This window comes from Sphingobium sp. WTD-1, from assembly GCF_030128825.1.
Classification (GTDB): Bacteria; Pseudomonadota; Alphaproteobacteria; order Sphingomonadales; family Sphingomonadaceae; genus Sphingobium.
In genome coordinates this window covers 2,765,329-2,790,147 of sequence record NZ_CP119127.1, presented here as the reverse complement: position 1 = coordinate 2,790,147, position 24,819 = coordinate 2,765,329, and the positions used below count along the sequence as shown (strand labels likewise).

The 24,819-nt window shown below is 61.8% G+C and carries 19 protein-coding genes and 1 pseudogene; 16 read left to right on the top strand and 4 right to left on the bottom strand.

Annotated features, from left to right (window positions below; all coding sequences use genetic code 11):
• Positions 1 to 263 precede the first annotated feature (263 nt).
• Positions 264 to 1,787 (top strand): IS21 family transposase, encoded by a 1,524-nt coding sequence (gene istA, locus N6H05_RS13860; RefSeq protein WP_284110036.1) that lies wholly within the window; start codon positions 264 to 266, stop codon positions 1,785 to 1,787.
• Positions 1,777 to 2,583 (top strand): IS21-like element helper ATPase IstB, encoded by an 807-nt coding sequence (istB, locus tag N6H05_RS13855; protein ID WP_284114235.1) that lies wholly within the window; start codon positions 1,777 to 1,779, stop codon positions 2,581 to 2,583. The genes istA and istB overlap by 11 nt, the downstream gene beginning before the upstream one ends.
• A 36-nt stretch (positions 2,584 to 2,619) precedes the next feature.
• On the opposite strand, the gene N6H05_RS13850 is transcribed toward istB, so the two are convergent.
• A complete protein-coding gene (locus N6H05_RS13850; RefSeq protein ID WP_284110035.1) occupies positions 2,620 to 3,093 on the bottom strand; it encodes an anti-phage protein ZorA-like protein in 474 nt (157 codons plus the stop codon).
• A 573-nt stretch (positions 3,094 to 3,666) separates the two neighbouring features.
• On the opposite strand from N6H05_RS13850, the gene N6H05_RS13845 reads away from it, so the two are divergent.
• The 12 genes and pseudogenes from N6H05_RS13845 (at position 3,667) to N6H05_RS13790 (ending at position 20,032) form a co-directional block, all read left to right on the top strand.
• Positions 3,667 to 5,676: a tellurite resistance TerB family protein gene (locus N6H05_RS13845; protein WP_284110034.1), complete on the top strand. Its 2,010-nt coding sequence runs from the start codon at positions 3,667 to 3,669 to the stop codon at positions 5,674 to 5,676.
• Positions 5,673 to 6,956, top strand: a complete 1,284-nt coding sequence (locus tag N6H05_RS13840; RefSeq protein WP_284110033.1) for an ATP-binding protein — start codon at positions 5,673 to 5,675, stop codon at positions 6,954 to 6,956. Before N6H05_RS13845 ends, N6H05_RS13840 begins: the two co-directional genes overlap by 4 nt.
• Positions 6,937 to 9,162 (top strand): DEAD/DEAH box helicase, encoded by a 2,226-nt coding sequence (locus tag N6H05_RS13835; RefSeq protein WP_284110032.1) that lies wholly within the window; start codon positions 6,937 to 6,939, stop codon positions 9,160 to 9,162. Before N6H05_RS13840 ends, N6H05_RS13835 begins: the two co-directional genes overlap by 20 nt.
• 115 nt (positions 9,163 to 9,277) lie before the next feature.
• Entirely contained in the window at positions 9,278 to 10,501 is a 1,224-nt protein-coding gene (locus N6H05_RS13830) for an IS256-like element ISSpwi2 family transposase (RefSeq protein ID WP_014082638.1), read from the top strand.
• A gap of 42 nt (positions 10,502 to 10,543) precedes the next feature.
• Positions 10,544 to 10,822: pseudogene (locus tag N6H05_RS13825) on the top strand (transposase); the annotation flags it as partial.
• 241 nt (positions 10,823 to 11,063) lie between these two features.
• Positions 11,064 to 12,068, top strand: a complete 1,005-nt coding sequence (locus N6H05_RS13820) for a L,D-transpeptidase (RefSeq protein WP_502958975.1) — start codon at positions 11,064 to 11,066, stop codon at positions 12,066 to 12,068.
• A 121-nt stretch (positions 12,069 to 12,189) separates the two neighbouring features.
• Positions 12,190 to 12,678, top strand: coding sequence for a nuclear transport factor 2 family protein (locus N6H05_RS13815; protein ID WP_284110029.1), 489 nt, complete (start codon positions 12,190 to 12,192; stop codon positions 12,676 to 12,678).
• Between the two features lie 140 nt (positions 12,679 to 12,818).
• A complete protein-coding gene (locus N6H05_RS13810) occupies positions 12,819 to 14,054 on the top strand; it encodes a CDP-glycerol glycerophosphotransferase family protein (protein ID WP_284110028.1) in 1,236 nt (411 codons plus the stop codon).
• Positions 14,047 to 15,204, top strand: coding sequence for a glycosyltransferase family 4 protein (locus tag N6H05_RS13805; RefSeq protein ID WP_284110027.1), 1,158 nt, complete (start codon positions 14,047 to 14,049; stop codon positions 15,202 to 15,204). Before N6H05_RS13810 ends, N6H05_RS13805 begins: the two co-directional genes overlap by 8 nt.
• A gap of 1 nt (position 15,205) precedes the next feature.
• The gene (locus N6H05_RS13800) at positions 15,206 to 16,225 is read left to right on the top strand and encodes a sulfotransferase (protein ID WP_284110026.1); all 1,020 of its coding nucleotides are present in this window, start codon (positions 15,206 to 15,208) and stop codon (positions 16,223 to 16,225) included.
• Positions 16,177 to 16,917 (top strand): winged helix-turn-helix domain-containing protein, encoded by a 741-nt coding sequence (locus N6H05_RS13795; RefSeq protein ID WP_284110025.1) that lies wholly within the window; start codon positions 16,177 to 16,179, stop codon positions 16,915 to 16,917. Before N6H05_RS13800 ends, N6H05_RS13795 begins: the two co-directional genes overlap by 49 nt.
• A gap of 316 nt (positions 16,918 to 17,233) precedes the next feature.
• Positions 17,234 to 20,032, top strand: a complete 2,799-nt coding sequence (locus N6H05_RS13790; protein WP_284110024.1) for a TonB-dependent receptor — start codon at positions 17,234 to 17,236, stop codon at positions 20,030 to 20,032.
• 101 nt (positions 20,033 to 20,133) lie between these two features.
• Here the strand turns inward: N6H05_RS13790 and N6H05_RS13785 are convergent, their stop codons facing one another.
• Positions 20,134 to 20,718: a DUF6515 family protein gene (locus N6H05_RS13785; RefSeq protein ID WP_284110022.1), complete on the bottom strand. Its 585-nt coding sequence runs from the start codon at positions 20,716 to 20,718 to the stop codon at positions 20,134 to 20,136.
• Positions 20,715 to 21,449, bottom strand: a complete 735-nt coding sequence (locus tag N6H05_RS13780; protein ID WP_284110021.1) for a DUF2092 domain-containing protein — start codon at positions 21,447 to 21,449, stop codon at positions 20,715 to 20,717. The genes N6H05_RS13785 and N6H05_RS13780 overlap by 4 nt, the downstream gene beginning before the upstream one ends.
• Before the next feature lie 531 nt (positions 21,450 to 21,980).
• Between N6H05_RS13780 and N6H05_RS13775 the strand changes: the two genes are divergently transcribed.
• Together N6H05_RS13775 and N6H05_RS13770 are read left to right on the top strand one after the other, a co-directional pair.
• On the top strand, positions 21,981 to 22,361 hold the full coding sequence (locus tag N6H05_RS13775) for a YidH family protein (RefSeq protein WP_284110020.1): 381 nt from the start codon (positions 21,981 to 21,983) through the stop codon (positions 22,359 to 22,361).
• A gap of 82 nt (positions 22,362 to 22,443) precedes the next feature.
• Positions 22,444 to 23,358 carry a formylglycine-generating enzyme family protein gene (locus N6H05_RS13770; RefSeq protein WP_284114233.1) on the top strand — a complete coding sequence of 305 codons (915 nt, stop codon included), beginning with the start codon at positions 22,444 to 22,446 and terminating at the stop codon, positions 23,356 to 23,358.
• 45 nt (positions 23,359 to 23,403) lie between these two features.
• On the opposite strand, the gene N6H05_RS13765 is transcribed toward N6H05_RS13770, so the two are convergent.
• Positions 23,404 to 24,231, bottom strand: a complete 828-nt coding sequence (locus tag N6H05_RS13765; protein WP_284110019.1) for an outer membrane beta-barrel protein — start codon at positions 24,229 to 24,231, stop codon at positions 23,404 to 23,406.
• Positions 24,232 to 24,819: the final 588 nt, after the last annotated feature.

Here is a 24,819-nt window from a genome sequence, read left to right as displayed (position 1 = left end):
GGCTCCGCGCGGGAGTGCTCAATTAGCCATCCGCGCGCCGCAAGTTCATGATCTCTCCTGTATCGTGGACAGGAGAGGACAAGAGATCTTCCACTCCGTTCCACTGTAAGCGCTAAAACACTCCCACAGGGGAGCGCTCAGGCGGCCTGATTGTTGATTTCCACTGAGAAGTGACCCGGGTAGGGCGTAAATTTCCACTGAGAATTGACCCATGTTGAACTCGTCCCTGGCTTTGACAAGCGAGGGTATATGGAGTGTTGGACATGGCGTTATTGAGCGTTATCCGGCGCTGGCATTTTCGCGATCATCTACCGATCCGGGAGATAGCGCGGCGCACCGGACTATCACGCAACACGATCCGCAAATATTTGCGGTCCGAGACGATCGATCCGCGGTTCAAGGTGCCCGATCGACCAAGCAAACTGGACCCATTTGCTGAGCATCTGGCGGCCTGGCTGCGGCGCGAGATGGGCCGATCGCGCAAGCAGAAGCGCACTATCAAGCAGTTTCACGCTGATCTGGTGAGCCTGGGCTATGAAGGATCCTACAACCGGGTTGCCGCTTTTGCGCGGGACTGGCGCGAAGATTATCGGCGCCAGCAACAGATTGGCGGGCGTGGGACATTCGTGCCCCTATCGTTCGCGCCGGGGGAAGCTTTTCAGTTTGATTGGAGCGAGGACTGGGCAATCATCGCCGGGGTTCGGACCAAGCTGCAGGTCGCGCATTTCAAGCTCAGTTACAGCCGGGCATTCATCGTGCGTGCCTACCTTCTGCAAACCCATGAGATGCTGTTCGACGCCCATAATCACGCCTTCCGCGTGCTGGGCGGCGTGCCGCGCCGGGGTATCTATGACAATATGCGCACTGCCGTCGACAAGGTCGGGCGTGGCAAGGAACGCACCGTCAACGCACGCTTCCTGACGATGGTCAGCCATTATCTGTTCGAAGCTGAGTTCTGTAACCCGGCTGCGGGATGGGAAAAGGGGCAGGTCGAGAAGAATGTCCAGGATGCGCGGCACCGTCTGTGGCAACCCACGCCGCAGGCCGAGAGCCTTGATGAGTTGAACCTGTGGCTGGAGGAGCGCTGCAAGGCGTTATGGGAGGATATCCCTCACGGGCTCGAACCCGGATCGGTTGCCAATGCCTGGGCCGATGAATCTGAGTGTCTGATGGTTGCGGGCAGGCCCTTCGATGGTTTTGTGGAATATCGCAAACGGGTATCGCCGACCTGCCTCATCCACTTTGAGCGCAATCGCTACAGCGTACCGGCCTCTTTCGCCAATCGCACTGTCAGCCTGCGCGTCTATCCTGATCGCTTCCAGGTCGTCGCCGAGGGGCAGCCAATCTGCGCACATCAGCGCATCATCAACCGCTCTCACGACGGTCCAGGTCATACGGTTTATGACTGGCGCCATTATCTGGCGGTCGTGCAGCGCAAACCCGGCGCCCTGCGCAACGGAGCGCCCTTCCTTGAGCTACCCGATGCGTTCCAGCGTCTACAGCGACATCTGTTGCGCAGTCCCGGCGGCGACAGGGAAATGGTCGAAATACTGGCGCTGGTTCTTCATCATGATGAGCAACTGGTGCTGACGGCGGTCACCATGGCGCTGGAAGCTGGCGTTCCGACCAAGACCCATATCCTCAATCTGCTCTATAGGCTGGTCGACGGAAAACCGATCTCCACGCCGCCGGTGACGGCGCCCCAGGCGCTCAAACTGGTCAGCGAGCCGGTGGCCAATGTCGAACGCTATGATGATCTGCGCAAGGAGAAGCGTCATGCGTCATGACCCTGCCAGCGGCGCCATCGTCGTCATGCTCCGCAGCCTCAAGATGCATGGCATGGCACAGGCCGTCACCGATCTTATGGAACAGGGATCTCCAGCGTTCGAAGCCGCCATCCCGATCCTCTCCCAGTTGCTCAAAGCCGAGACAGCAGAACGGGAGGTTCGATCTGTGGCCTATCAGCTCAAGATCGCGCGCTTCCCTGTCTATCGCGATCTGGCCGGCTTCGACTTTACCAGTAGCGAGGTCAATGAAGCTCTGGTGCGTCAGTTGCATCGCTGCGACTTCATCGACATCGCCGACAATATCGTGCTGGTCGGCGGTCCTGGCACCGGCAAGAGCCATGTGGCAACGGCGCTGGGCATCCAGGCCATCGAACGTCATCGAAAGCGCGTCCGCTTCTTCTCGACGGTCGAACTGGTCAATGCGCTCGAGCAGGAAAAAGCACAGGGCAAGGCCGGTCAGATCGCCAATCGCCTCCTGCACTCCGATCTCGTTATCCTGGATGAGCTTGGATATCTGCCGTTCAGTGCTTCAGGTGGCGCGCTGCTCTTCCATATGCTGAGCAAACTCTACGAGCGCACCAGCGTCATCATCACCACAAACCTGAGCTTCAGCGAATGGGCCACCGTGTTCGGCGACGCCAAAATGACCACGGCGCTTCTCGATCGGCTTACCCATCACTGCCACATCCTGGAGACCGGCAACGACAGCTTCCGCTTCAAGAACAGCTCTGCCAAGCAGGCCAGAACCCAAAGGAGAAAACCACGGGTTGACCCACCCATGACACCCGAAACATAATCCGCAGACGGGTCACTTCTCGATGGAAAACCCGGGTCACTTCTCAGTGGAAATCAACAGGAAGGAGCTCAATCCGGTTAGAAGACCGGTGAAGGTCCCGATGATGCCGATGCCGGTGAAAATGCCGGGGAGATGCTTGAAGAATTCAGCATGGACGCGGTTGTCCACTACGGCATGTGGCGAGAGGAACATCTCTGCTGGCACCGTCGAGCGGATAGCGCGCTCAACCATCTCGCCAGTCTGGACGTCCAGGTCCTTCTGGACATGGAGCGTCTCCCGATACTCGTTGAAGATGGCCGCGATCGCACGGTCTGGCTCGAAGCACCTAGAGAGGTCGTTCAGGCCCTTTGCCCGCGCAACCTCCACGTTTGCGATGATCAGCTTGAGGTTGGCGTCGAGCCGATTCGCGGGAATGAAGAAATACCGGAAGAATGCGATCGCCAGAGCAACGAGAACCAAAAACACAAACACCGGTATCACCGGAATTCCGAACACAACCATCTCGTCCATTCCCCCTGTGGTCGAGTTCCTACCGCGAATCCCACGCACGGGCGGCTCGACGCTTCATGCTGCTATATTCAAATCTATTATTCTATGCCTAACATCGACTGATTCAGATCAGTTTGCCCGCTTTTGGAAGTAGTAAGGCTCTGGCAATCCGCATAACTTTGGGACAGTATCGCTTCAACGGGGGGAAGAGTGATGGCCCAGTCAGAAGGTTGGCTCTCTAGAGTCGCGCGCCGATTTGGCGAGATGATGTCTGGCGTCCCGGCTTCCGAGGCCGATGAACCGACCTCAACTCCGCATGCCAGAGTGACCACTCCCACCCCAGCGGCAGCGCCCACACCGCCGACGAATTTCGACTGTGCGCCACCAGGCATCAGCCTGAGCGCCAACGGCCGATACCTGTTCGGTGGATACTCGTTCTCGACGCTCGAGCAGGCAGCCGACTACGCCAGACGAATGACCAAGCCGGTAGCTCCGACGGTTGCCGTTGCTCCCCCTCGACCTTCACAGCCAGCTCCTTCCACATCGAAGGGGCAACGCGCCCCCGCCTGCTGGGTCGAGAAGGCGACTTCAGTCGTGGTGGGAACACGGAACGTCACCATCGACATGGTCTACTATGGCACTCCTGGCCGGCATGACCCAGCCCGTGACAAAAGCCGGATCGATCCCACGCTTCCGATCGATCCCCGAGGTGATCGCTCGGGCGACACCCTCACATACTGGCAGAGCTACGACCGACTCGACCCGCGTGCGCGCTGGACCTACCTCGACTGGCTGGAAGGTGGTCGAACGGATCGCACTATCCCTATCGGCTACGTCTTTGTATTCTTCTACGGCCTCGAGCAGCGCCTCCTGGTAGATGACGCCAAGGAGGAGGCCCCTGCGATCTTCGGGGAAGTCCGGCGTCTCCTCGCGATACATGGAGAGAACTACTCGTTCACGTCCTACGCGTCGAAGCTGCTCGCCCTGTCCTGCCTCTACGGTGAAGGCAGCGATGAACCGATAACGAAAGCGCCGCCCCACAATTACGACATGGAGCTGCCGCTCACTCTGCGTGTGCGGCTTGGCAACCGCATCGAGCGAAACGAGCCGTTCGATGCAGACGACTGTCTACTATGGGTGCTTTCGCTGCCTGACGTCTACCTCCGCACGCCAGGCCAGCGGTGCTTCGAGGAGCTGCTCGACCTATGGCGGGTGCGCTTCGCGGTCCGCAATCCGGAAGGTCTTCGCGTTCGACGGCCTAAGGCGAAAATCCGGTCCCAGTATCAAGCGGCTAGCAACACGTTCTTCCGGCCAATTGAAATGGATCTTCCTGACATTTCTGGGACGCAGGCCCCGCTCTCTGGACTCCGAACGATCCTGGATGGCTGCATGGAGGATCTGTCCACCTACAGTCGGCTGCTGGGTCGCGATCCTGAGGCTCGTGGAAAACTGCGTGGCGACCTTCTACTGCCGCTGGAGTTACGTCGGGAACGGCCGTCCTTTGCTGAATGTCGGAGCGCGCTCGGCCTTTCAACGGTCGGTGGGCTTGCTACGGTCGCCGACGTGGTTCGGGCGCTTGGTTTGGAGCTGGAGCCAGGCGCCGACAAGCTCCCTGCCTCCTTAGTTCGACAGATGGGCCTCGCCCTCGATGCACTCGATCTTGGGTTCGAGCCAGATCGTCGATACGGACCAGCCGCCACGTTGAAGGCGGACGGGCGCATCGCGCTGTTCGCGGCGAGGCTCGGCGGGGCTGTAGACCCTGACCGTGGTGCCTACGCCTCTGCCCGCGGGATGGTCGAGGTTGCTATGCTGGCCGCAGTATCCGACGGAACAGTCGCTTCATCGGAGATGGACGCCATCGAGCGCCGGCTCCGCTCGACACCCGAACTTAAGGACGAGGAGATCACCCGGCTCCTCGCTTGCGGGAGCGCGCTTGCGGCGGATCCGCCAAAGGTCCGCGCAGCGCTGAAGAAGCTGGCGGACGTCGCGCCGGAGAGCCGGGCGGCGCTTGCAGACTCAGCGGTCGAGGCGGTGCTGGCGGACGGTCGTGTCCTGCCGGACGAGGTGAGATTTCTCGAGGCCCTCCACGTCGCCCTCGGACTTCCCGCAAGTGCGCTCTATTCGGCGCTGCATCGTAGTGGAGAGGATGTCGGACCGGTGGAGGTCGTATCAGCCATCGACGAACGAACAGTGCCGCTGCCCGCTGAGCCTAAGCGGTCCGGCGTATCGATCGACACCGCACGGCTCGAGAGGATCCGGGGCGAGACGACCCAGGTATCGGCCATGCTCGCAGCCATCTTCGTGGAGGAAGAGCCTGAGCCGGCCCCCGCTCCGCCACCCAAAGCAAGTGTCACCGCATCAGCCTTTGCAGGCCTCGACGTCCCTCATTCAGACCTTCTCGTTCGCATTCTGGCGGGACCGATGTCCAGGACTGATTTCGACGCGCTGGCGACGGAGCTGCGCCTGATGCCGGACGGAGCCATCGAAACCCTCAACGAATGGGGCTTCGACACTCTTGGCGAGCCTATAGTCGAGGATGACGACGACGTGCGCGTCTTCTCTGAAGTAATTGACCAAATTGAACCAATGGGAGTTGCCGCTTGAGCACAATTCGACGCAAGGACCGGGATCTCATCATTCAGGCCCTATCGGCTGGCGTCGTTCCGCGAGTAGGCCTTCAGCATATCCAGGTGGGCCGCTCGCAGGAGGTCGGCGCACTTGTCCGCGACATTGACCGCATCGCAGATGCAGGGTCGGCAGTGCGCTTCGTCATCGGTGAGTATGGAGCGGGAAAGACGTTCTTCCTCAATCTCATTCGCTTGATCGCGCTTGAACGGAAGTGCGTGACTGTTCACGCCGATCTAGCTCCCGACCGAAGGCTGCACGCAACTGGGGGCCAGGCACGGGGCCTCTATGCCGAAGCCATCCGAAACATGGCCACGCGCACGAAACCGGAGGGCGGCGCACTCCCCAGCATCGTAGAGCGGTTCGTAACCGAATGCGTCAGGGAAGCCGAAGATGGCGGCTCACCGGTCGAGCGCATCATAGACCGGCGCCTTGCTCCCTTATTGGAGATGCTAGGCGGTCATGACTTCTCCACGGTCCTCAAGACATACTGGCGCGCTCATGAGGAGGGCGACGACAGCCTCAAAGCGGCCGCACTGCGTTGGCTAAGGGCGGAATACCCAACGAAGACCGAGGCGCGGCAGGCTCTCCCGGTCCGCAGCATCATTGACGATGCCGACGTCTACGACACGTTCAAGCTACTTTCCGCTTTCGTTCGCATTGCGGGCTACTCCGGCCTCCTCGTGGTGTTCGACGAGATGGTCAACCTCTACAAGCTGCAGAGCTCTCAGGCGCGCAACCAGAACTACGAGCAGCTTTTGAGGATGCTCAACGACGTGCTTCAGGGTAACGTCGAGGGTCTTGGCTTCGTGTTCGGGGGGACGCCAGAATTCCTGCTCGACAGTCGGCGCGGCCTCTACAGCTACAAGGCGCTCCAGTCGCGTCTGGAGGAAAACAGCTTCGCAACCGAGGGGCGGATCGACCTCAGCGGACCTGTTATACGGCTGCAGAGCCTCTCGCCCGAGGATCTCCTCGTGCTGCTGGGAAACATCAGGTCGGTCTTCGCACTCGGAGATGCGTCGGCCTTTCTAGTCCCTGACGAGGCAAAGACCGCATTCATGGAGCATTGCAACAAGCGGATCGGAGAAGCCTACTTCCGAACGCCTCGCAACACGATCAAGGCGTTCGTCCAGTTCCTATCTGTCCTGGAGCAGAACCCCGACACGCAGTGGCACGAACTGATAGGCGCGGTGTCGCCTGACAAGGAGGAGCCTGAAGAGCCAGAGGCGGACGACGAGCTTGTCGACCTCCGCATCTGACGTCCCTTCCTATGATCGGCTTCATCCTGAAATCCGCCGCTGGGTTCGCGACGAGGGATGGACCGGCCTGCGTGAGATACAGGACACTGCGATCCGTTCGATCCTGGGGTCGGACAGCGACGTGATCATCATGGCAGGCACGGCGTCGGGCAAGACCGAGGCCGCGTTCCTGCCGCTGCTCACCGAAGCAGCAGAAATGACAGGCGGTGGCCTTCGGCTCCTCTACATCAGTCCCCTAAAGGCTCTCATCAACGACCAGTTCCGGCGCCTGGAACCACTATGCGAACGTCTTGGCCTGCCGATTACCCGTTGGCATGGTGACGCGCCGCAGGGACCGAAGACGCGGCTGCTCAAAACGCCGGCCGGCGTAGCCCTGATCACGCCTGAATCTATCGAGGCACTTTTCCTACGTCGCCCCGCTGATGCCGCCAAACTGTTTCGTGGCGTGCATGGGATCGTCGTCGACGAGCTCCATGCGTTTCTGCAAGGACCGCGCGGGCTGCACCTGGCATCCCTCCTCCGTCGCGTCGACAGGATAGCGTCCGGACGTCCGCGACGGGTAGGGCTCTCCGCCACGCTTGGTGATGCCGACGCCGCCTGCCGCTGGATGAACGCGGCAATCCCGCTCAGCGTCGATGTGCTTCGCGCGCCGCAAACTGGTCCGGGCGTTAGGCTGCAAATCCGCGGCTATGAGGAGCCACCCGAGGGAACCGCGATCGACGAGATCGCGGATAACGGTGCGAGCGATGCGCTCAGCCAGATTGCCGACCATATCTTCTCAAACTTGCGCGGATCGAACAATCTCGCATTCGCTGCATCACGCCGCACGGTTGAGGCCCTTGCCGACCGTCTGCGCGAACGGTCGGAGCGCGACAATGTGCCAGAGGAGTTCTTTCCCCATCACGGCAGTCTTTCAAAGGACCTGCGCGAGACGCTGGAGACCCGCCTTAAAGCCGGCGACCAGCCAACCACCGCCGTCGCGACGACGACGCTCGAGCTCGGAATAGATCTTGGCAGTGTCCAGTCGGTCGCGCAGGTGGGCGCGCCCAGATCGCTTTCAGGTCTGAAGCAGCGTCTCGGCAGGAGCGGTCGCCGCGGGACCCCGGCGGTGCTTCGGATTTACGTTCGTGAGGATCATCTCGATCCGGATTCCGATCCTCTCGACAAGCTGCGGCTGGAAACGGTGAGGGCTGTCGCCTGCGTCCGGCTCCTGCAGGCAAACTGGGTCGAGCCATCAACTGAGGACTCCTCGCTCGCTACGGTGGCACTGCATCAGACCCTGTCACTCATTGCAGCGCAGGGCGGGGTCCGAGCAGCCGCTGCGCACAAGCTCCTGTTCGGCCAAGACAGTTACCTAGCTTTCGCGCCTGCGGATTACGCCGACCTCCTGCGAGGAGCCGGCCCCCAAGGCTCCGACCTTCTCGAGCAATCGCCAGACGGCATCCTTATGCTTGGGAAGACCGGAGAGGAATTGGTCCAAGCGCGAGACTTCTATGCGGTCTTCAAAACTGACGAGGAATGGCGCCTGATTTCAAGCGGTCGGACACTCGGAACCGTTCCGCTCACCAATGTCCTCGGAATAGGATCGCTGGTCGGCTTCGCAGGGCGGAGGTGGCGGGTGGAAGCTGTCGACGACCGCGCCAAGGTGCTCGACGTCGTTCCCCATCGATCCGGCAAGCTGCCCCGTTTCGACCGACCCGCAAACGAGCAGCTGCATGACCGCGTCACTGCGACGATGTTGGAGGTGCTGTCCGACCACGAGGTCCCGGCATATCTCGACGCGACCGGAAAGGAGTTCCTTCTGCAGGGGCGGATTGCATTCCGCGAACTCGGCCTTGATCGGCGCGCACTCCTGCCAGCGGCGCGCGACACCCATGTCATCACCTGGCGCGGTACGGCTGTAAATTCGGTGCTGTCGATCGTTCTCATGAGCGCAGGCATCGAGGTCGCTGTCCACGACGTCGGCGTGACCGCAGTGGACGTAACACCTGAGCAACTGGCTTCAGTTCTACGTCAAGCGGGCGATTGCCCACCGATGGAGGATCTATCGGACTTCGTCGCGGGCCTCCGAACAGCGAAGCTCGACGACTTCGTCGATGAAGCGCTCCTGCGGCGGCTATGGGCGACCCGGAACGAAAGGTATCGTGATGATGTAACCCATGTTCTGGAGAATCTCAGATCAGCGGCAGCTCCCCTCGGACACTGAATGCTGACCCTGCCTGCAACAAGCGGCTAATAGCCGGCATAGGGAATGCCGAAAAGATGGGACTGTCAGGATTTCCGTGTGCGGCCGGGCATAATGGGCAACAAGGAGTCCCACTATGTCACGACGCAAAGAACCTGCCATACCGAATGAGCTTCTCGATCAGCTTTTGGCGGGCGGCGCTGCCAGTGCCGCCTTCGAGCAGGGCGGTCTGCTCGATTCGCTGAAGAAGGCGCTGACAGAGCGTGCCCTGAATGCGGAGATGGATCACCACCTCGCTGGCGAAGACGGCGCCGGCAACATGCGCAACGGCTACGGTCGGAAGACGGTAATGACCGACACCGGCAAGTTGGCGATCGACGTGCCGCGCGATCGCCAGTCGAGCTTCGACCCGCAGTTGATCGCCAAGTATCAACGCCGCTTTCCCGGCTTCGACGACAAGATCGTGTCGATGTACGCGCGCGGCATGAGCACCCGCGAGATCACCAGGCACCTGCACGATCTATACGGCATCGACGTCTCACCCGATTTGATTAGCACGGTGACCGACGCCGTGCTCGATGAGGTCGCCACTTGGCAGCAGCGGCCGCTCGATCCGGTTTACCCGCTGGTCTTCTTCGACGCGATCCGGGTCAAGATCCGCGACGAGGGCATGGTGCGCAACAAGGCGATCCACATTGCGCTGGGCGTCCGCGCCGACGGCGCAAAGGAGGTGCTCGGCTTGTGGCTCGAGCAGAATGAGGGTGCCAAGTTCTGGCTTCGGGTGATGAACGAGCTTCGCAACCGTGGCGTTGAAGACATCCTGCTGGCCGTCGTTGACGGCCTGAAGGGCTTTCCCGATGCGATCACCGCAGTGTTCCCCGATGCGATCGTCCAGACCTGCATCGTTCACCTGCTGCGCAACTCGATGGACTTCGTCTCCTGGAAGGACCGAAAGAACCTCGCCAGCGCGCTCAAGGAGATTTACCGTGCCACCGACGCAGATGCCGCCGAAAAGGCGCTGACAGCATTTGAGGCTGGCCCTTGGGGGCAGCGCTATCCCGCCATCGGCCAGAGCTGGCGGCGCGCCTGGGGCGAGGTGATCCCGTTTTTTGCGTTCCCCGACGAGGTCCGCCGGATCATCTACACTACGAACGCCATCGAAGCTTTGAACTCGAAGCTCAGGCGGGCTGTCAGGGCCAGGGGACACTTCCCCAGCGACGAGGCCGCCACCAAGCTGCTCTACCTGATCTTGAATCGGTCGGAGAAAGAGTGGAAGATGCCACCACGTGAGTGGACCATGGCGAAGGCGCAATTTGCCGTGATCTTCGGCGAACGTTTCATCAGAGCCATGGCGGCCTGATGATCAACCGCCCGGCCGCACACGGAAATCCTGACAGTCCCGTTGCCGAAGGCGCAATGGCTGCTCGGCGACCGGGGCTATGACGCCGACTGGTTCAGGGACGCGCTGCAGGAGAAAGGCATAAAGCCCTGCATCCCGGGCCGAAAATCGCGCAATGAACCCATCAAATACGACAAGCGCCGCTACCGTCGCCGCAACCGCATCGAGATCATGTTCGGACGTCTGAAGGACTGGCGCCGCGTCGCCACACGCTACGACCGATGCCCAACCGCCTTCTTCGCCGCCATCGCCCTCGCTGCCACCGTCATCTTCTGGCTATGACCTATGAGTCCTGACCCTAACAAGTGTCAGTACGCACCAGATAAGGGCGACGCTCCGGCGTCGCCTTTTTTATTCGCCATCTTCATGTGGGGCCTGCGCAGCATAGCTGCTCACGCCGGCAGTGCTTGCCGCATGGTCCTCCAATCCTGTCCTGCCAACGCCTCAGGGTCGGCCCCTATGGATTTGCACGGGTATCGAAGATATCCCTGCCAAACGATAGTCAGGGGGACACGACGTGCAGATGAATTGCCGCAATATGGTTCGCCACGGTCACCTGTTTTGCGCATTGCTGTTGCTCCCCTATCCAGCCTTCGCCCAGGGCGATCGCGCCACATCGCCGCCCGAATTTGCCCGCCGCGCCGACAATCTGAAGCCGGGCCAATGGGTCTGGGCGCCGCAGGTGTCGCCGACCGGGCCGCTGCTCGTCTATGTCGATCTCTCGCGCCAGATCGCGACCGTCTATCGCAACGGGGTGCGCATTGCCGTCGCCACCATCTCCTCGGGCAAGGAAGGGCATGAAACGCCGACCGGCGTCTTCACCATATTGCAAAAGGACAAGGACCATCGGTCCAGCACCTATAATAACGCGCCCATGCCCTATCAGCAGCGCCTGACCTGGGACGGGGTCGCGCTCCATGCCGGCGGCCTGCCGGGCTATCCCGAAAGCCATGGCTGCATCCACCTGCCCTATAAATTCTCGCAGGAACTGTTCGCCATCACCAGCCTGGGCGCGACCGTGGTGGTTCAGGGCAATGCCGCCACCCATATGCGCACCAGCCAGGCGAGCCTGTTGTCGCCGATCAACGACAAAGGCGAGCAGGTCGAATATCGCCCGCTCAAGGACGAGGAATATCGCTGGCAGCCTGAACTGGCGACCAGCGGCCCGCTGACCATCATCGTCTCGAAGAAGGAACAGCGGATCGTCGTGCTGCGCAACGGCACGGAAATCGGCCGCAGTGTCGCCGAGATCAAGGATGGCGATCCCGGCTCCCATGTCATCACCCTCACCACGGGCAAGGATGGCAAGACCCACTGGCTCTATGTCGGCTTGCCGGGCCATGAAAATGATGTCGAGAATGTCGTGGACGAAGCCGTGCTGAACCGGGTGCGCCTGCCGCGCGGCTTCTATGACAAGATCCGCAGCCAGTTGAAGCCGGGCACCACCATCCTCGTCACCGATTCCAGTGTCGGCGCCTCGACCGGCGAGAAGCTCACGATCATGGATGCGGTCGCGCCTCAGCCCTGACCGGTGCCCCCGCGCCACTGCCAAGCATCGCCACGGCGGAGCCCTCTATGCTTGCGGGCGTCCATCCCCATGCGCACAAGCTGTCGGAAAGAGCAGCATGCCACAGGAAAGGATGAGGATAATGCCCCGCTTCACCGCCGAAACCGCCATTGCCGCGCTGGAGATCGAGCAACTGGTGATCGACTGGGGCTATGATCTGGACCTCAACGGCGGCATGAATGTCGCGCCGCTCTGTACCGACGATTGCCATTATCTGGTCGGCGGCACGCTGCATCAGGGCCATCGCCCCATCACCGCCTTTTACACCGCGCGCAACGAGCGGGTCGCCACCCAACAAAAGGACGGCGTCCGAACCCAGCGGCACACCATCACCAATATGCGCATTCAATTCCCGGCCGCCGACCATGGCAACGCGCAGTTTATGCTGGTCAATTATTCGGGTGAGGGCAAAGCGCCGATCCTGAACCTGGTCGGCCCGACCATCGTCGCCGATTGCCGCATGGAATTCCGGCGGGATGCGGACGGCGAATGGCGCATCTCGCTGTTCGACAGCACGCCGATGTTCATCGGCAATGATCCGTTCCTCAACGCAGCCGTCGTCCGAAAATAAGGAAGTTCGCGGCCAGGCAAGACTGACATTGAAATGCCGAACCCGGCGCACAATGTTACAGACATCGCCGTAATCTGAAATCGCCGGGCAAAATCACACGCAGACACTCCGCCTGACCAGCGTCAGACGCGGAGTGCAGCGTGATACAACAGCCGATCAATTTCCCGGCCCGGACCGACCAGACAAGCAGGACGACGCAGTCGATCTGCTTCTTCTTCAACGCGCAGATCCATCATCTCCTGCACGCCATGCCGCTGGCACTGGAATTGTCGCATGATCCGCGCTTTCGCGTCGATATCATCGCGGCCGGGGCCGATCATATTGCGCTGGCCCGCGACTTGGCAGCCCGTCATGGCGGCGGCCGGCTGAACTTCATCCATCTCGACAATATCTGGCTGCGCACCCTGTCCCACCTGTCGGGCCATGCCAGCCCGCCCAAGCTCGCCACCCTGCTCACCGCGCGCCGCCGCCTCGCGCGCTATGACGCGATCGTCGTGCCCGAACGCACCTCGCTGCTGCTGCGCCGTTTCGGGCTGGCGGACAGCCGCTTCATCCATACCTGTCATGGCGCGGGCGACCGCGCGGTCGGCTATGATCCGCGCATTGCCCTGTTCGACTTCGTCCTGCTGGCGGGCGAGAAGCAGCGCCGCCGGATGCTGGCACAGGGCCTGATCCGCGAGGATCATTACGCCATTGCCGGCTATGGCAAGTTCGACCTGACCCAGGGCCAGCGCCCGGCCAGCCCCTTCACCGACAATCGCCCGATCATCCTCTACAACCCGCATTTCTCGCCGCGCCTCTCCTCCTGGCAGGCGATGGGCATGGATGTGCTGCGCCAGTTCGCGGCCGATGACCGCTTCAACCTGATCGTCGCGCCCCATGTCCGCCTGTTCGACAATCGCCGCAAGCGCGCCGCGGCCGAGCGCATGCTGGCCGAATTTGCCGGCCGGCCGCATATCCATGTCGACCTGGGCAGCCGGGCGAGCGTCGACATGAGCTATGTCCAGCTTGCCGCCGCCTATATCGGCGACGTGTCGAGCCAGATCTATGAATTCATCGCCACGCCGCGCCCCTGCCTCTTCCTCAACGGCCATGGCGCGCAGTGGCGCGACGATCCCAACTATGCCCATTGGCATTATGGCCCGGTCCATGAATCCGCCGATCGCATCCCGGACAAGGTCGCCGCCGCCATGGCCGCCCATGGCATGTATGACGCCGCCCAGCGACGCGGCCTATCCGATACCTTCACCAGCGGCGGCGCGCCGGCCTCGGCACGCGCGGCCAGGGCGGTCGCGGATTATCTGACGCGCGGCACGCCGGCAGCCAGGCCGGTTCCGACACCCTATCCGCTGCGGGAGGCGGTGCGTCATGGCTGATGCCGATCGTCGCCTCTGGCTCGTCGCCCGCGTCCATGCGCCCGATGAAGGCGGGGTCCAGACCTATGTGGCCGAAACCGCCCGCGCCTATGCCGCGCTGGGCTGGCGCGTTACCCTGTTCGCCAAATCCTCGGCCGGCCCACGCCGGGTCAGCAGCGACGGCATCGAACTGATCGATGTCGGCCCGACCTCGCGCATGCGGGTCTATGGCCGGCTGTTCCGCGCCATGGCCGGCGCCTGGCTGCGCGGCGAGCGCCCACAGGCGATCCATGCCTGCACCTGGCGCGCGGCCCTGCCTGCCCTCCTCTTTCCCCGCCCCCTCATCGTGACGATCCATGGCCGGGAAGTCGGTCGCCCGGCCGGCAGCGCCTTCGCCCTGCTGCGGCTGGTGCTGCGCCGCGCCCGGCGCATCGTCGCGGTCAGTGCCGTCACCCGTGACATTCTGGTGCAGCGCCTGCCCGATCTCGCCGCGCGCACCATCGTCGCCTGGAACGGGGTGCGCATGCCGGCCGACCGTCCCGCCACCGCCTTCCATAATGGCAACGCGCCGGCCCAAGTGCTGACTGTCTGTCGCTTGGTCGCGCGCAAGAATATTCCGGCCGCGATCGACGCCGCAGCCGCCTGCCTGCGCGAGGAGGCCTCACTCCACTACACCATCGTCGGCCGCGGCGTGGATGGCATCCGTATCCAGCAGACCGTGCGCCGCCACCAACTGGAGGATCATGTCCAGCTGGCCGGCTATGTCGCCGACGCGGAACTGGCCGAGCAATATCGCGATGCCGACATCTTCCTCCACCCCCAAATCGCGCTGGAGGATGGCGCCGAGGTCGAAGGCTTCGGCCTCAGCGTCGCCGACGCCATGGCACAGGGGCTGGCCTGCATCGTCGGCGCGGATGGCGGCCCGGCCGAACTGGTCCGCGACGGCGTCACCGGCCTGGTCGTCGACGGCAATTCCCCCAGCGCAATGCGCGCGGCGCTCGCGCTGCTGGCGCGCGATCCCGCCCTCTGCCGCCGGCTGGGCGATCAGGCGCGGATCTGGGCCGCGAACAATCTGTCGTGGGAACGGCATTGTCACCTCGTGCTGCACGAACTGCCGACCCGCCGCCCTGCCCCGTCTCGCAGCACGCCCGCACTCACCGAAGGAAGATAGGATGCGCATCTACAGGGGCCCCATCATCCATATCGGCTATCACAAGACCGGAACCACCTGGTTCCAGGATATTTTCTATCCCGCCGTCCGCAATCGTCGCTACCTGCCCCGCGCCGTTGCGCGGGCCGCCTTCCTGGAGGCCGGCGCGCTCCATTTCGAGCCTGACCAGGCCCGCCACAGACTGGGCCAGGACCGCGACGACATCATCCTGTGCGAGGAAAATCTGAGCGGCGGGCTGCATAATGGCGGGCTGGCCGGCAATCTTTCCAAGGATGTCGCCGGCCGCATCCGCGATACGCTGCCCGGCGCGCAAATCGTCATCTTCGTGCGTGATCCCTGCTCGGCCATCGCGTCAGCCTATCTCCAATATGTGAAGGGCGGCGGCACATTCGGCATTCATCGTTATCTATTCGGCCGAGACCGGCTCGGCCCGGTGGCGCCGGAGCGTGACGAGGCGCCCGGCTTCCGCCGCGAGCATTTCGACTATGCCCGGCTGATCGCTCATTATGATCGGCTGTTCGGCGCGGACAATGTCCATGTCTTCCGCTATGAGGATTTTCGCGCCGATCCGCGCGGCTTCGCCGCCGCCTATGCCGCCCGTTTCGGGCTGGATGTCGCGCTCGACCGGCTGGACTGGAGCACACGCAACCCCTCCCCCGGCCGGCTGCTGCTCTGGGCCTTTCGCGCCGCCAAGCTCTTCACCCGACGCGCCGTCGCGGACAAGGACTGCCTGCTCCATCTGCCCGGCTGGTATGGGCTCAGCCGCAAGCTGCTCCGCCGCGCCAATGCATCGGGCCGCTTCGGCCGCCCGCTGCGCATGCGCGACATATTGGACGAGGGCGCGATCGCCCATTTCAACGACTATTATCGGCATGGCGAGGCCGCCATTGCCGACCGACTGGAACAACAGACATGCCGCGACGCGAAATCACGCGACGGGATGGCCGGACCGGCGCCGTCCTATGCTCGATCATGCAGAACAGCCACATCCTCCTTGCCGACGATGACGCAGCACTGCTGACGTCGCTGTCGGACTATTTCGGCCGCTATGGCTTCGACGTCGACACCGCCGCCAATCTCGCCGACATGCGCCGCCTTTCGGAAGAGGGTCATTATGACCTGTTGATCGCCGAACCGATGATGCCGGGCCAGCATACCGCCGGCTTGCTGCGCGAATTTGCGTTCGAGCGGCGCATCCCGGTCATCATCCACAGCCGCGCCAGCAGCGACATCGATCGCATCCTGGGCCTGGAAATGGGCGCGGAAGATTATCTGACCAAGCCCTGCAACGCGCGCGAACTGCTCGCCCGCGCCAATGCCGCCCTGCGTGCCCGTCGCCGCCAGGCCGATGCCGGCACCATGGCTACGGCACCGCGCGACAATAGCTGGGTCGCCTTCCAGGGCTGGCGATTCGACCTTACCACGCGCCAGTTGTTCGATCCGAGCGGCGGCACCATCTCGCTGTCCGAGGGCGAATATCAGTTGCTGCGCGTCTTCGTGGCCAATGCGCGTCAGGTACTCAACCGCCACCAGTTGCTCGATCAGGTCTATGGCGCGTCAAGCGATCATTATGACCGCGCCATCGACGTCCAGCTGTGCCGTCTGCGTCGCAAATTGTCGGCTGGCGGCCTCAAGGGGCAGACGATCCGCACCGTGCGCAACGAAGGCTATATCTTCGTCCACCCCGTCACGGCTGGCAACGCCGTCAACTGATCACAATAAAAATCAGATTTACCACCTCGCATATGAAAATATGCGGGGATTTTTTCGTCATAAATCAAATATAATTACGACATTTCATAAATCATGAAATTCGGTGAAACATACGCAACATTTCACAACATAATAAAAACTATCGTCATATCTGTTTTTTATTGGCAACAGCTTTGTTAAACCTTTGTGAAACACGGCAAATCGCGTTGACGCACTTCGTCGCACGCATACAAATCTCTCCATCGGCTCGCGCCATCCCAAGGACAAACCAACAGGGCGCGGACCGGGATAGAATATCCCAAGGGAGATTATTTTCATGCCGTCTCACATCATGCGGCGCCTTTCGGCGTCGACCATCCTGCTCGGCCTGGCGACCCCGGCCTTCGCGCAGACCAGCGCGGCGGATGATGGCGCGACCAGCGACACCATCGTCGTCACCGGCTCGCGTATCGCTCGCCCCGACCTGCAGCAGGCATCGCCGATCGCGATCGTCAGCGCGCAGGAACTGAAGCTCAGCGGCAAGGTCAATGTCGAATCGATCATCAACGACCTGCCCCAGCTGATCCCCAGCACGACGGCGGCATCCAATAATCCGGGCGGCGGCGTGTCGACGGCCGACCTGCGTGGCCTCGGCGCCAACCGCACCTTGGTGCTGGTCGATGGTCGTCGCTATGTCTCCTATGACTCCAACCAGATCGTCGATCTCAACACCGTTCCGGCGGGCCTGATCGACCATGTCGAGGTCGTGTCGGGCGGCCGGTCCGCTGTCTACGGCTCGGACGCGATCGCCGGCGTCATCAACTTCGTGACCAAGCGCGACTTTTCCGGCGTGGAAGCAAACGCCAATTATCGCATCAACCAGGCCGGCGACGGCGGCACTTTCAACACCAACCTGCTGATGGGCGGCAATTTCGCCGACGGTCGCGGCAACGCCACCTTCTACATCGATTACACAAAGCGCGACGCCGTGCAGCAGTCGGCCCGCAGCTATACCAAGCAGGCCTATACCGATGACGGCGATGGCGGCCTGGCCGCCGGCGGCTCGGGCTCGATCCCCGGCACCCGCTTCGCCCTGTCCGGCACCCAGTATAAGTTCAATCAGGACGGCAGCTATTCGGCCTATGACTCGTCCACAGACGCCTACAACTATGCGCCCGACAATTATCTGCAGGTGCCCCAGAAGCGCATCCTGCTGAGCGCCCAGACCCATTATGACGTCAACGATCACCTGACCGTCTATGCCGAGGGTCAGTTCATCAACAACCGGGTGAAGAACCGCCTGGCGCCCACGCCGTTCACCGGCTCGGTCTCGCTCGACGTTGACTCCTCCTTCCTCTCGCCGGAATCGCAGGCACTGCTGTCGGCCGCCGATACCGACGGCGACGGCTATGCCACCGCCGCCATCTATCGCCGCCTCAGCGAAGTCGGCGCCCGCATCTCCAACGTCGACAACACCGCCTATCGCACCCTGATCGGTGCCAAGGGCCAGATTGCCGGCGACTGGAACTATGACGGCTATTACAGCTATTCGCGCACCAAGCAGGTCGAAACCCAGACCGGCAACGTATCGCGCAGCCGCGTGGAGCAGGCGCTCAAGACCACTTATGACAGCGACGGCAATCTGGTCTGTTCGGACACCAGCAATGGCTGCGTCCCGCTGAACATCTTCGGCGAAGGCAATATCAGCAGCGAAGCCGCAGCCTTCATCTCGATCCCGGTCAAGAATGTCAGCACCGTGACCCAACAGGTCGCCAGCTTCGCCGTCACCAACGGCAATCTGTTCGATCTGGGTGCCGGCCCGGCCGGTATCGCCTTTGGCGCCGAATATCGCTCCGAACATGGCAGCTATGATCCGGACTATGCCCTGTCCTCGGGCGACGTCGTCGGCTTCAACGCCGGTGAAGGCCTGTCGGGCGGCTATAATGTGAAGGAGCTGTTCGCCGAAATCGACGTGCCGCTGCTCGCCGACCTGCCGCTGGTCCACAAGCTCGACTTCAACGGCGCCTACCGCTTCTCGCATTACTCGACCGCAGCCAAGAATGTCGGCACCTTCTCGGCCGGCCTCATCTACGCGCCGATCAAGGACGTCACCTTCCGCGGCCAGTATAGCCGGGCGGTACGTGCGCCGACCGTCGCGGATCTCTATTCGGGCCAGTCGCAGGACTTCCCGACTGCGAACGATCCCTGCTCGACCGAGGACGCGACCACCAATGCCAGCCTGGCGGCCAGTTGCGTCGCGACCGGCGTGCCATCGAGCGCGCTCGGCACCGACATCAACGGTGGCAGCTCGCAGATCGATTCGATCACCGGCGGCAACCCGAACCTGCGCGAGGAAAAGTCGGACACCTGGACCGCCGGCGTCGTGCTCCAGCCCAGCTTCCTGCCGCGCTTCAGCCTGACGGTCGATTATTACCATATCAAGATCGACAATTATATCTCGACGCCGGGCACCGCGAACATCATCAAGGCCTGCTATGGCGATCAGTCCAACGGCTGGACGCCCTATGACAGCAGCTATTGCTCGCTGCTGCCGCGCAACGAGAACAGCTACGCGATCGAAGGCGCGGAGAATCTCCTGTCCAACACCGGCGGTCTCAAGACCGAGGGCGTGGACTTCGAGATGAATTACAGCCTGCCGCTTAACTTCGGCGTGTTCGGAGCCAAGACCGGCAAGCTCAGCTTCCGCGTCGCGGGCACCCGCCTGATCCGCTATGACCTGAACCCGGTCGCGGCGATCCCGGAACTGAACCAGAGCTGCGCCGGCCGCTTCGGCGTCTATTGCGGCGATCCCTATTCCAAGCTGCGGCTCAACAACCGCATCACCTGGAGCAGCGGGCCGATCACCCTGGGCCTGACCCATCGCTATCTGTCGAGCGTCCGCGACGACGACGATACGACCACCTATACCGTCGAGAAGATCAAGGCCTATAACCTGTTCGACCTCGGCCTCCAGGTGCAGGCAACGGAAACCTTCGGCTGGTCGCTGGGCATGAATAACATGTTCAACAAGAAGCCGCCGATCATGGGCGACAACCAGCAGCAGTCGAACACCTATCCGTCGACCTACGACGTCTATGGCCGCGCCTTCTTCGTGAACGCCTCGGTCAAGTTCTGATCATACCGCTGAGCGGGCACTCCTTGCCCGTCCGGCACCTGCCCCACAAAAAAGCGGCCGCCCTTTCGGACGGCCGCTTTTTACTTTGATCGACCGGCGCCTCAGCGCGGCGGATTGACCACCACATATTGCACCGACGACCCTGCATATTGCGGCTGGTACCAGGTATTGCCGCACTGCGAATAGCTGATGCCGTTGACGATCACGGTCGAACAATCTGGCGGTACGCTGCGTACGATCGATCCGATCGCCGCCGCCGTCAGCGAGACGGCCGCCGCCGTCGCCACAGGGTGCCAGTGATCGTCCCAATCGTCATCCCACCGATCATGATGACCATGATGACCGCCATCATAATGGTTGCCGCCATGATTGACGTTCACATTGACATTATTGTTGCTGATATTGTTCCGGTTGCCGCCATGATTGACATTGGTTCGCCCATTGTTGCGCACGGCCGGTCGGCCACCGCCGCCCGAGGGGCGGTGTGCGCCGCCGCCTGCTGGCCGGCTGGGCCGCGCGCCACCACCGCCAGGACGCTTGCGTGGCGGCGCAGCTTCCGCACTATCGGAAGCAGCTACCACCAGCAGGAATCCCCCGGCGGAAAGGGCCGTCATGCCGGCCGTGACCGGCTGGGCCATGATCGCCAGCGACGCGATCGCGGCCAGGCTGTTGGTCGGGCGCTTCATTTCTTGTCTCCCTTGGCGAGATCGACCAGCATGATCTGATGCGCGTCAGCAGGCGGGGCAAAGGCCAGGTCGGCCGCGCTCGGTTGCGCCTGCAGATCCCAGTGCAGGACCGCTGCATATTGCGGCATCGAAGGATCGGTCGTGTCTGTGATGACCAGCTTGCAGGGCAGTTGATCGCTGTCGTCGATCCATATCTGCCAGTCGACCTGCTCCTGCCGGAAGGCATAGTGGGTGCAGGTGCGGCTATCGATCTTTTCCGGCCGGATCAGATAGCCTGACTTGATCCGCATCCGTAGCGACTGGTCCGTGCCCCAGGTGAACAAATCCGCCAGCGGCAGCTCGATGCCGTAGCTGGTCTTCAGCTTGTCCAGCGCCTGACCGATCGACCCGGTGGCCGGTACCGAGGCATAATAGTTGAGCCGGGGCGCCAAAATCGTGAACTTGCCACCGCCAAAATAATAATCGCGATGCTGGATGTCGGACACCGCCGAAATCTTGAACGCATCGGGCCGGTGCGCGCGAATATCGACCGTGCCGCCATATTGCAGCTTCTGGCCCGTATCGAGCACCTGCTCGGTCGTGACATCGGCTTTCAACGCGAACGCCGGCAAGCTGATCAGCTTGGCGCTCATCTTGTCCATCGCCGTCAGCGCCGCCGGCTCGACCACGTCCGCAGCCGGCGCGGTCGTCTGCGCATGGGCTGTGGACGCGGCCAGCAAAGCCAGCGGCATACAGAGACATTTTATCCTAGACCTCATGACAAGCTCCTTCTGCCCGGACCGGACGCACGGCGAGATGCGCGATGCTGGAATTGGACGCCATCTCCCTTGCCGCCGACTATCGCCGTTCAGACGGGGTGGCCCATCGGGATAATTGCCGATTTGGGCGCATTTCTTTCCGAGCCACACCTGAGTCCGATGGAGCATCAGGCGGAAAGTGCAGTCCTTCTTTCCGCCTGATGCATGACCGCACCCGGGGGATGGGTGACAATCATCTCACTGGCCGGCGATCGCGGCCGATTTGCGCCATCATGAAGCTAATGCGCCGGCAGAGCCGGCCAAGTCGGGATTTGCCCTGATCGATACCGTCTTCAATGCCTGTCGGCCGATGCAACCACAACATCCTGCTATCCAACGCTTTGTGGCTTTGGCCCATCCAATCCGACAATGGGTTGTTACTCACCCGACCTAGGGTTTATCATGATCGCCAACCTCCGCCACACAACCTAGGATATCGACAAAATCCTCCATCTGCCGGAGTGAATGATGATGGACGCCCCTCCTAAATTGCCCACGGATCTTGGCACGACACGCACCATCATGGCCGCCGATCGGACGCTGATGGCATGGATACGCACGTCGCTATCGATGCTGAGCTTCGGTTTCACCATCTACAAGTTTCTCGACACCGCGACAGAGAAAGCGGGCCACGGGGACTCTGAAAGCCCACAGCATATCGGGCTATTTCTTGCTGGCATGGGCACACTTGCCATTCTGCTCGGCACATTGGGCTATTGGATGACGTTAACCGACCTCAAGCAGATGGATCAGTTCAGCCTTAAAAGGCCGGTCCTGTTGATGGCGCTGATCATGTGCATTGCGGGGATCGCCCTGTTCGGCGCCATTGCGACGCGTGCCGTATAGGCGCATCACAGGACTGACAGACAAGGAGTTTCGGTTGACCGTGCCATCCCCCCTCTCCCCTGCGGCCACCGCGCCGGAGAACATGATCCATATCCCCGGCGGCCGCTTCGTCATGGGATCCGACCATCATTATCCCGAGGAAGCGCCAGCCCATCCGGTCGAGGTCGACGCCTTCTGGATCGACGCCACCCCCGTCACCAATAGGGACTTTCGTCGCTTCGTTGAAGCCACTGGCCATCGCACCACGGCGGAGATGGCGCCCAATCCGGATGACTATCCCGGCGCCCAGCCGGAGATGCTGCGCCCCGCCTCGCTGGTCTTCACGCCGACTGATCGCCCCGTGCGGCTGCATGACTGGAGCCAGTGGTGGCGCTATGTCTTCGATGCCGACTGGAGCCATCCCCTAGGTCCGGACTCTTCGATCGACGATCTCGACGATCATCCGGTGATCCATGTCACTTATGACGATGCCGCTGCCTATGCCGCCTGGGCGGGCAAGTCCCTGCCGACCGAAGCCGAATGGGAATTTGCCGCGCGTGGCGGCGTCGATGGCCAGGAATTTGCCTGGGGCGACGAACTGATGCCCGACGGCAAGGCGATGGCGAATTTCTGGCAGGGCAATTTCCCGTTCGAAAATCTGCTGATCGACGGCTACGAACGCACCTCGCCGGTCGGCAGCTTTCCCGCCAATGGTTATGGTCTGTTCGACATGATCGGCAATGTCTGGGAATGGACCGAGGATTTCTACGCCGCCCGACATCAAGCCGATCCATCGCGCCCCTGCTGCGCCCCGCGCAACCCGCTCAACCAGGCACGCGAAGCCAGTTTTGATCCACAACAGCCGGACATACTGATCCCGCGCCGCGTTCTGAAAGGTGGCTCGCACCTCTGCGCCCCCAGCTATTGCCAGCGCTATCGGCCGGCTGCGCGCCATGCCCAGGCGATTGACTCCTCGACCAGTCATATCGGCTTCCGCTGCGTGATCCGCGCGGTCTGACAAGGTTAGAGGGCGTCGCGCCGATCCGCACGACGCCCTTTCTTGTCAGAACCCGACCTGCATGAAGACTGCCGGCCCGCTGAACCGATATTTCATCCGGCCGGCCCAATTATCCTTGTCGACGTCGACCCGGTAATTGACGTAGCGCCACATCGCGCCGATCCCGACATTCTTGGCAAAACGCCAGGTCATGGCCGCTTCGGTGTTGAGCAGCCGCCCCTTATAATCGCTGATCTTGAGCGACAGATAGTCCGCCCGCGCGCTCAGCGTCAGGTCAGTCGCGATCCGTTGCGACGCGAACAGCCCCACCGTCGGCAGCGGCGCCAGCGCCTTGCGACGACGTTGCGTGCCGCTCACCTGCGTTTCCCCCAATCGGGCATCCCCCTTGAGCGTCAGGGTGAAATCGGTCGCATGCACACCCAGCGCCGCACCGACCCGCGTGTCGGGCGTGTTCACGAAGGCATAGCCGAAGGTCAGTCGATAGACGTCGCTATCGAAGCCGCTTTCCACTCGCACCCCGGCCGGATAGGTGACATCGTCAAAGACAATATCGCGCGCCACCGTCTTGGAACCGTTGCGGCTCAGCGAATAATATTCTCCCATCACCGACCAGTTGCCGCCCAATTTTATCCCCGCCGCGACCTGTGGCAACGCCTTGTGCTTGTCGAGATCGAGGTCCGATTCCAGGTCGATATTCGTGCCGCCATCCGGATTGGACGCGGGTGCGACCCGGACATGGGAACTGACCGACGGCCAATAGGCGCCCACTTCCGCCCAATATTTGTCGTCAAGCGATTGCGCCTTTGCGGGCGCAGCGGCAGCCCCCATCATCAAGACACAGATGCTGGCAAGCCCGATGCTCTGACGCGCCATTTCTTCCTCCCTGCGGCCAGCGGCCGTCCATTCGGGCATGGCAACCATGCCCTTGGAACTTGTGCGCCTTTGCCCCGGATTTGGGCATCGGGGTCATTTCCTAGGAGTGCGGGGAATAATGCCGGGGTTTTCCCGACGGCAGCGGCAGCATCGATCTGGAAAGCGGCGGAAAATCGCCAGCGAAATGATCGCCCCCTCTCCGGGTAATTCCCCGCTCGCAAAAGATTATTGTTAACCTGGATTAAGAAAATCCCGACTCGGGGATGACCAGGCGCCTTATCCACCTGCCGGGCCCTATCCTACGTAGATTTCCTTAGGCGCAAAATTATACACAAAACTCACAATTTTCCAAAGTATACAATGTTGTACTTAAGTCCATATCGGCTGCTAAACACCCATTTTCTATAGCTTTCCAGCCAAAATCCGGTCATTTCACGAACAGTCAATGGAACGGTTTACGGCAACGTAAAACCACAACACCTGTCCAAGCTCAACCATTGCTACATAGAATTACCCCCCGTATACTTACCGATAACAGGGTCGCTCGTTAGTTAGTCGATTTCAGCGTGGTGTCCGCCGCGCAGATGA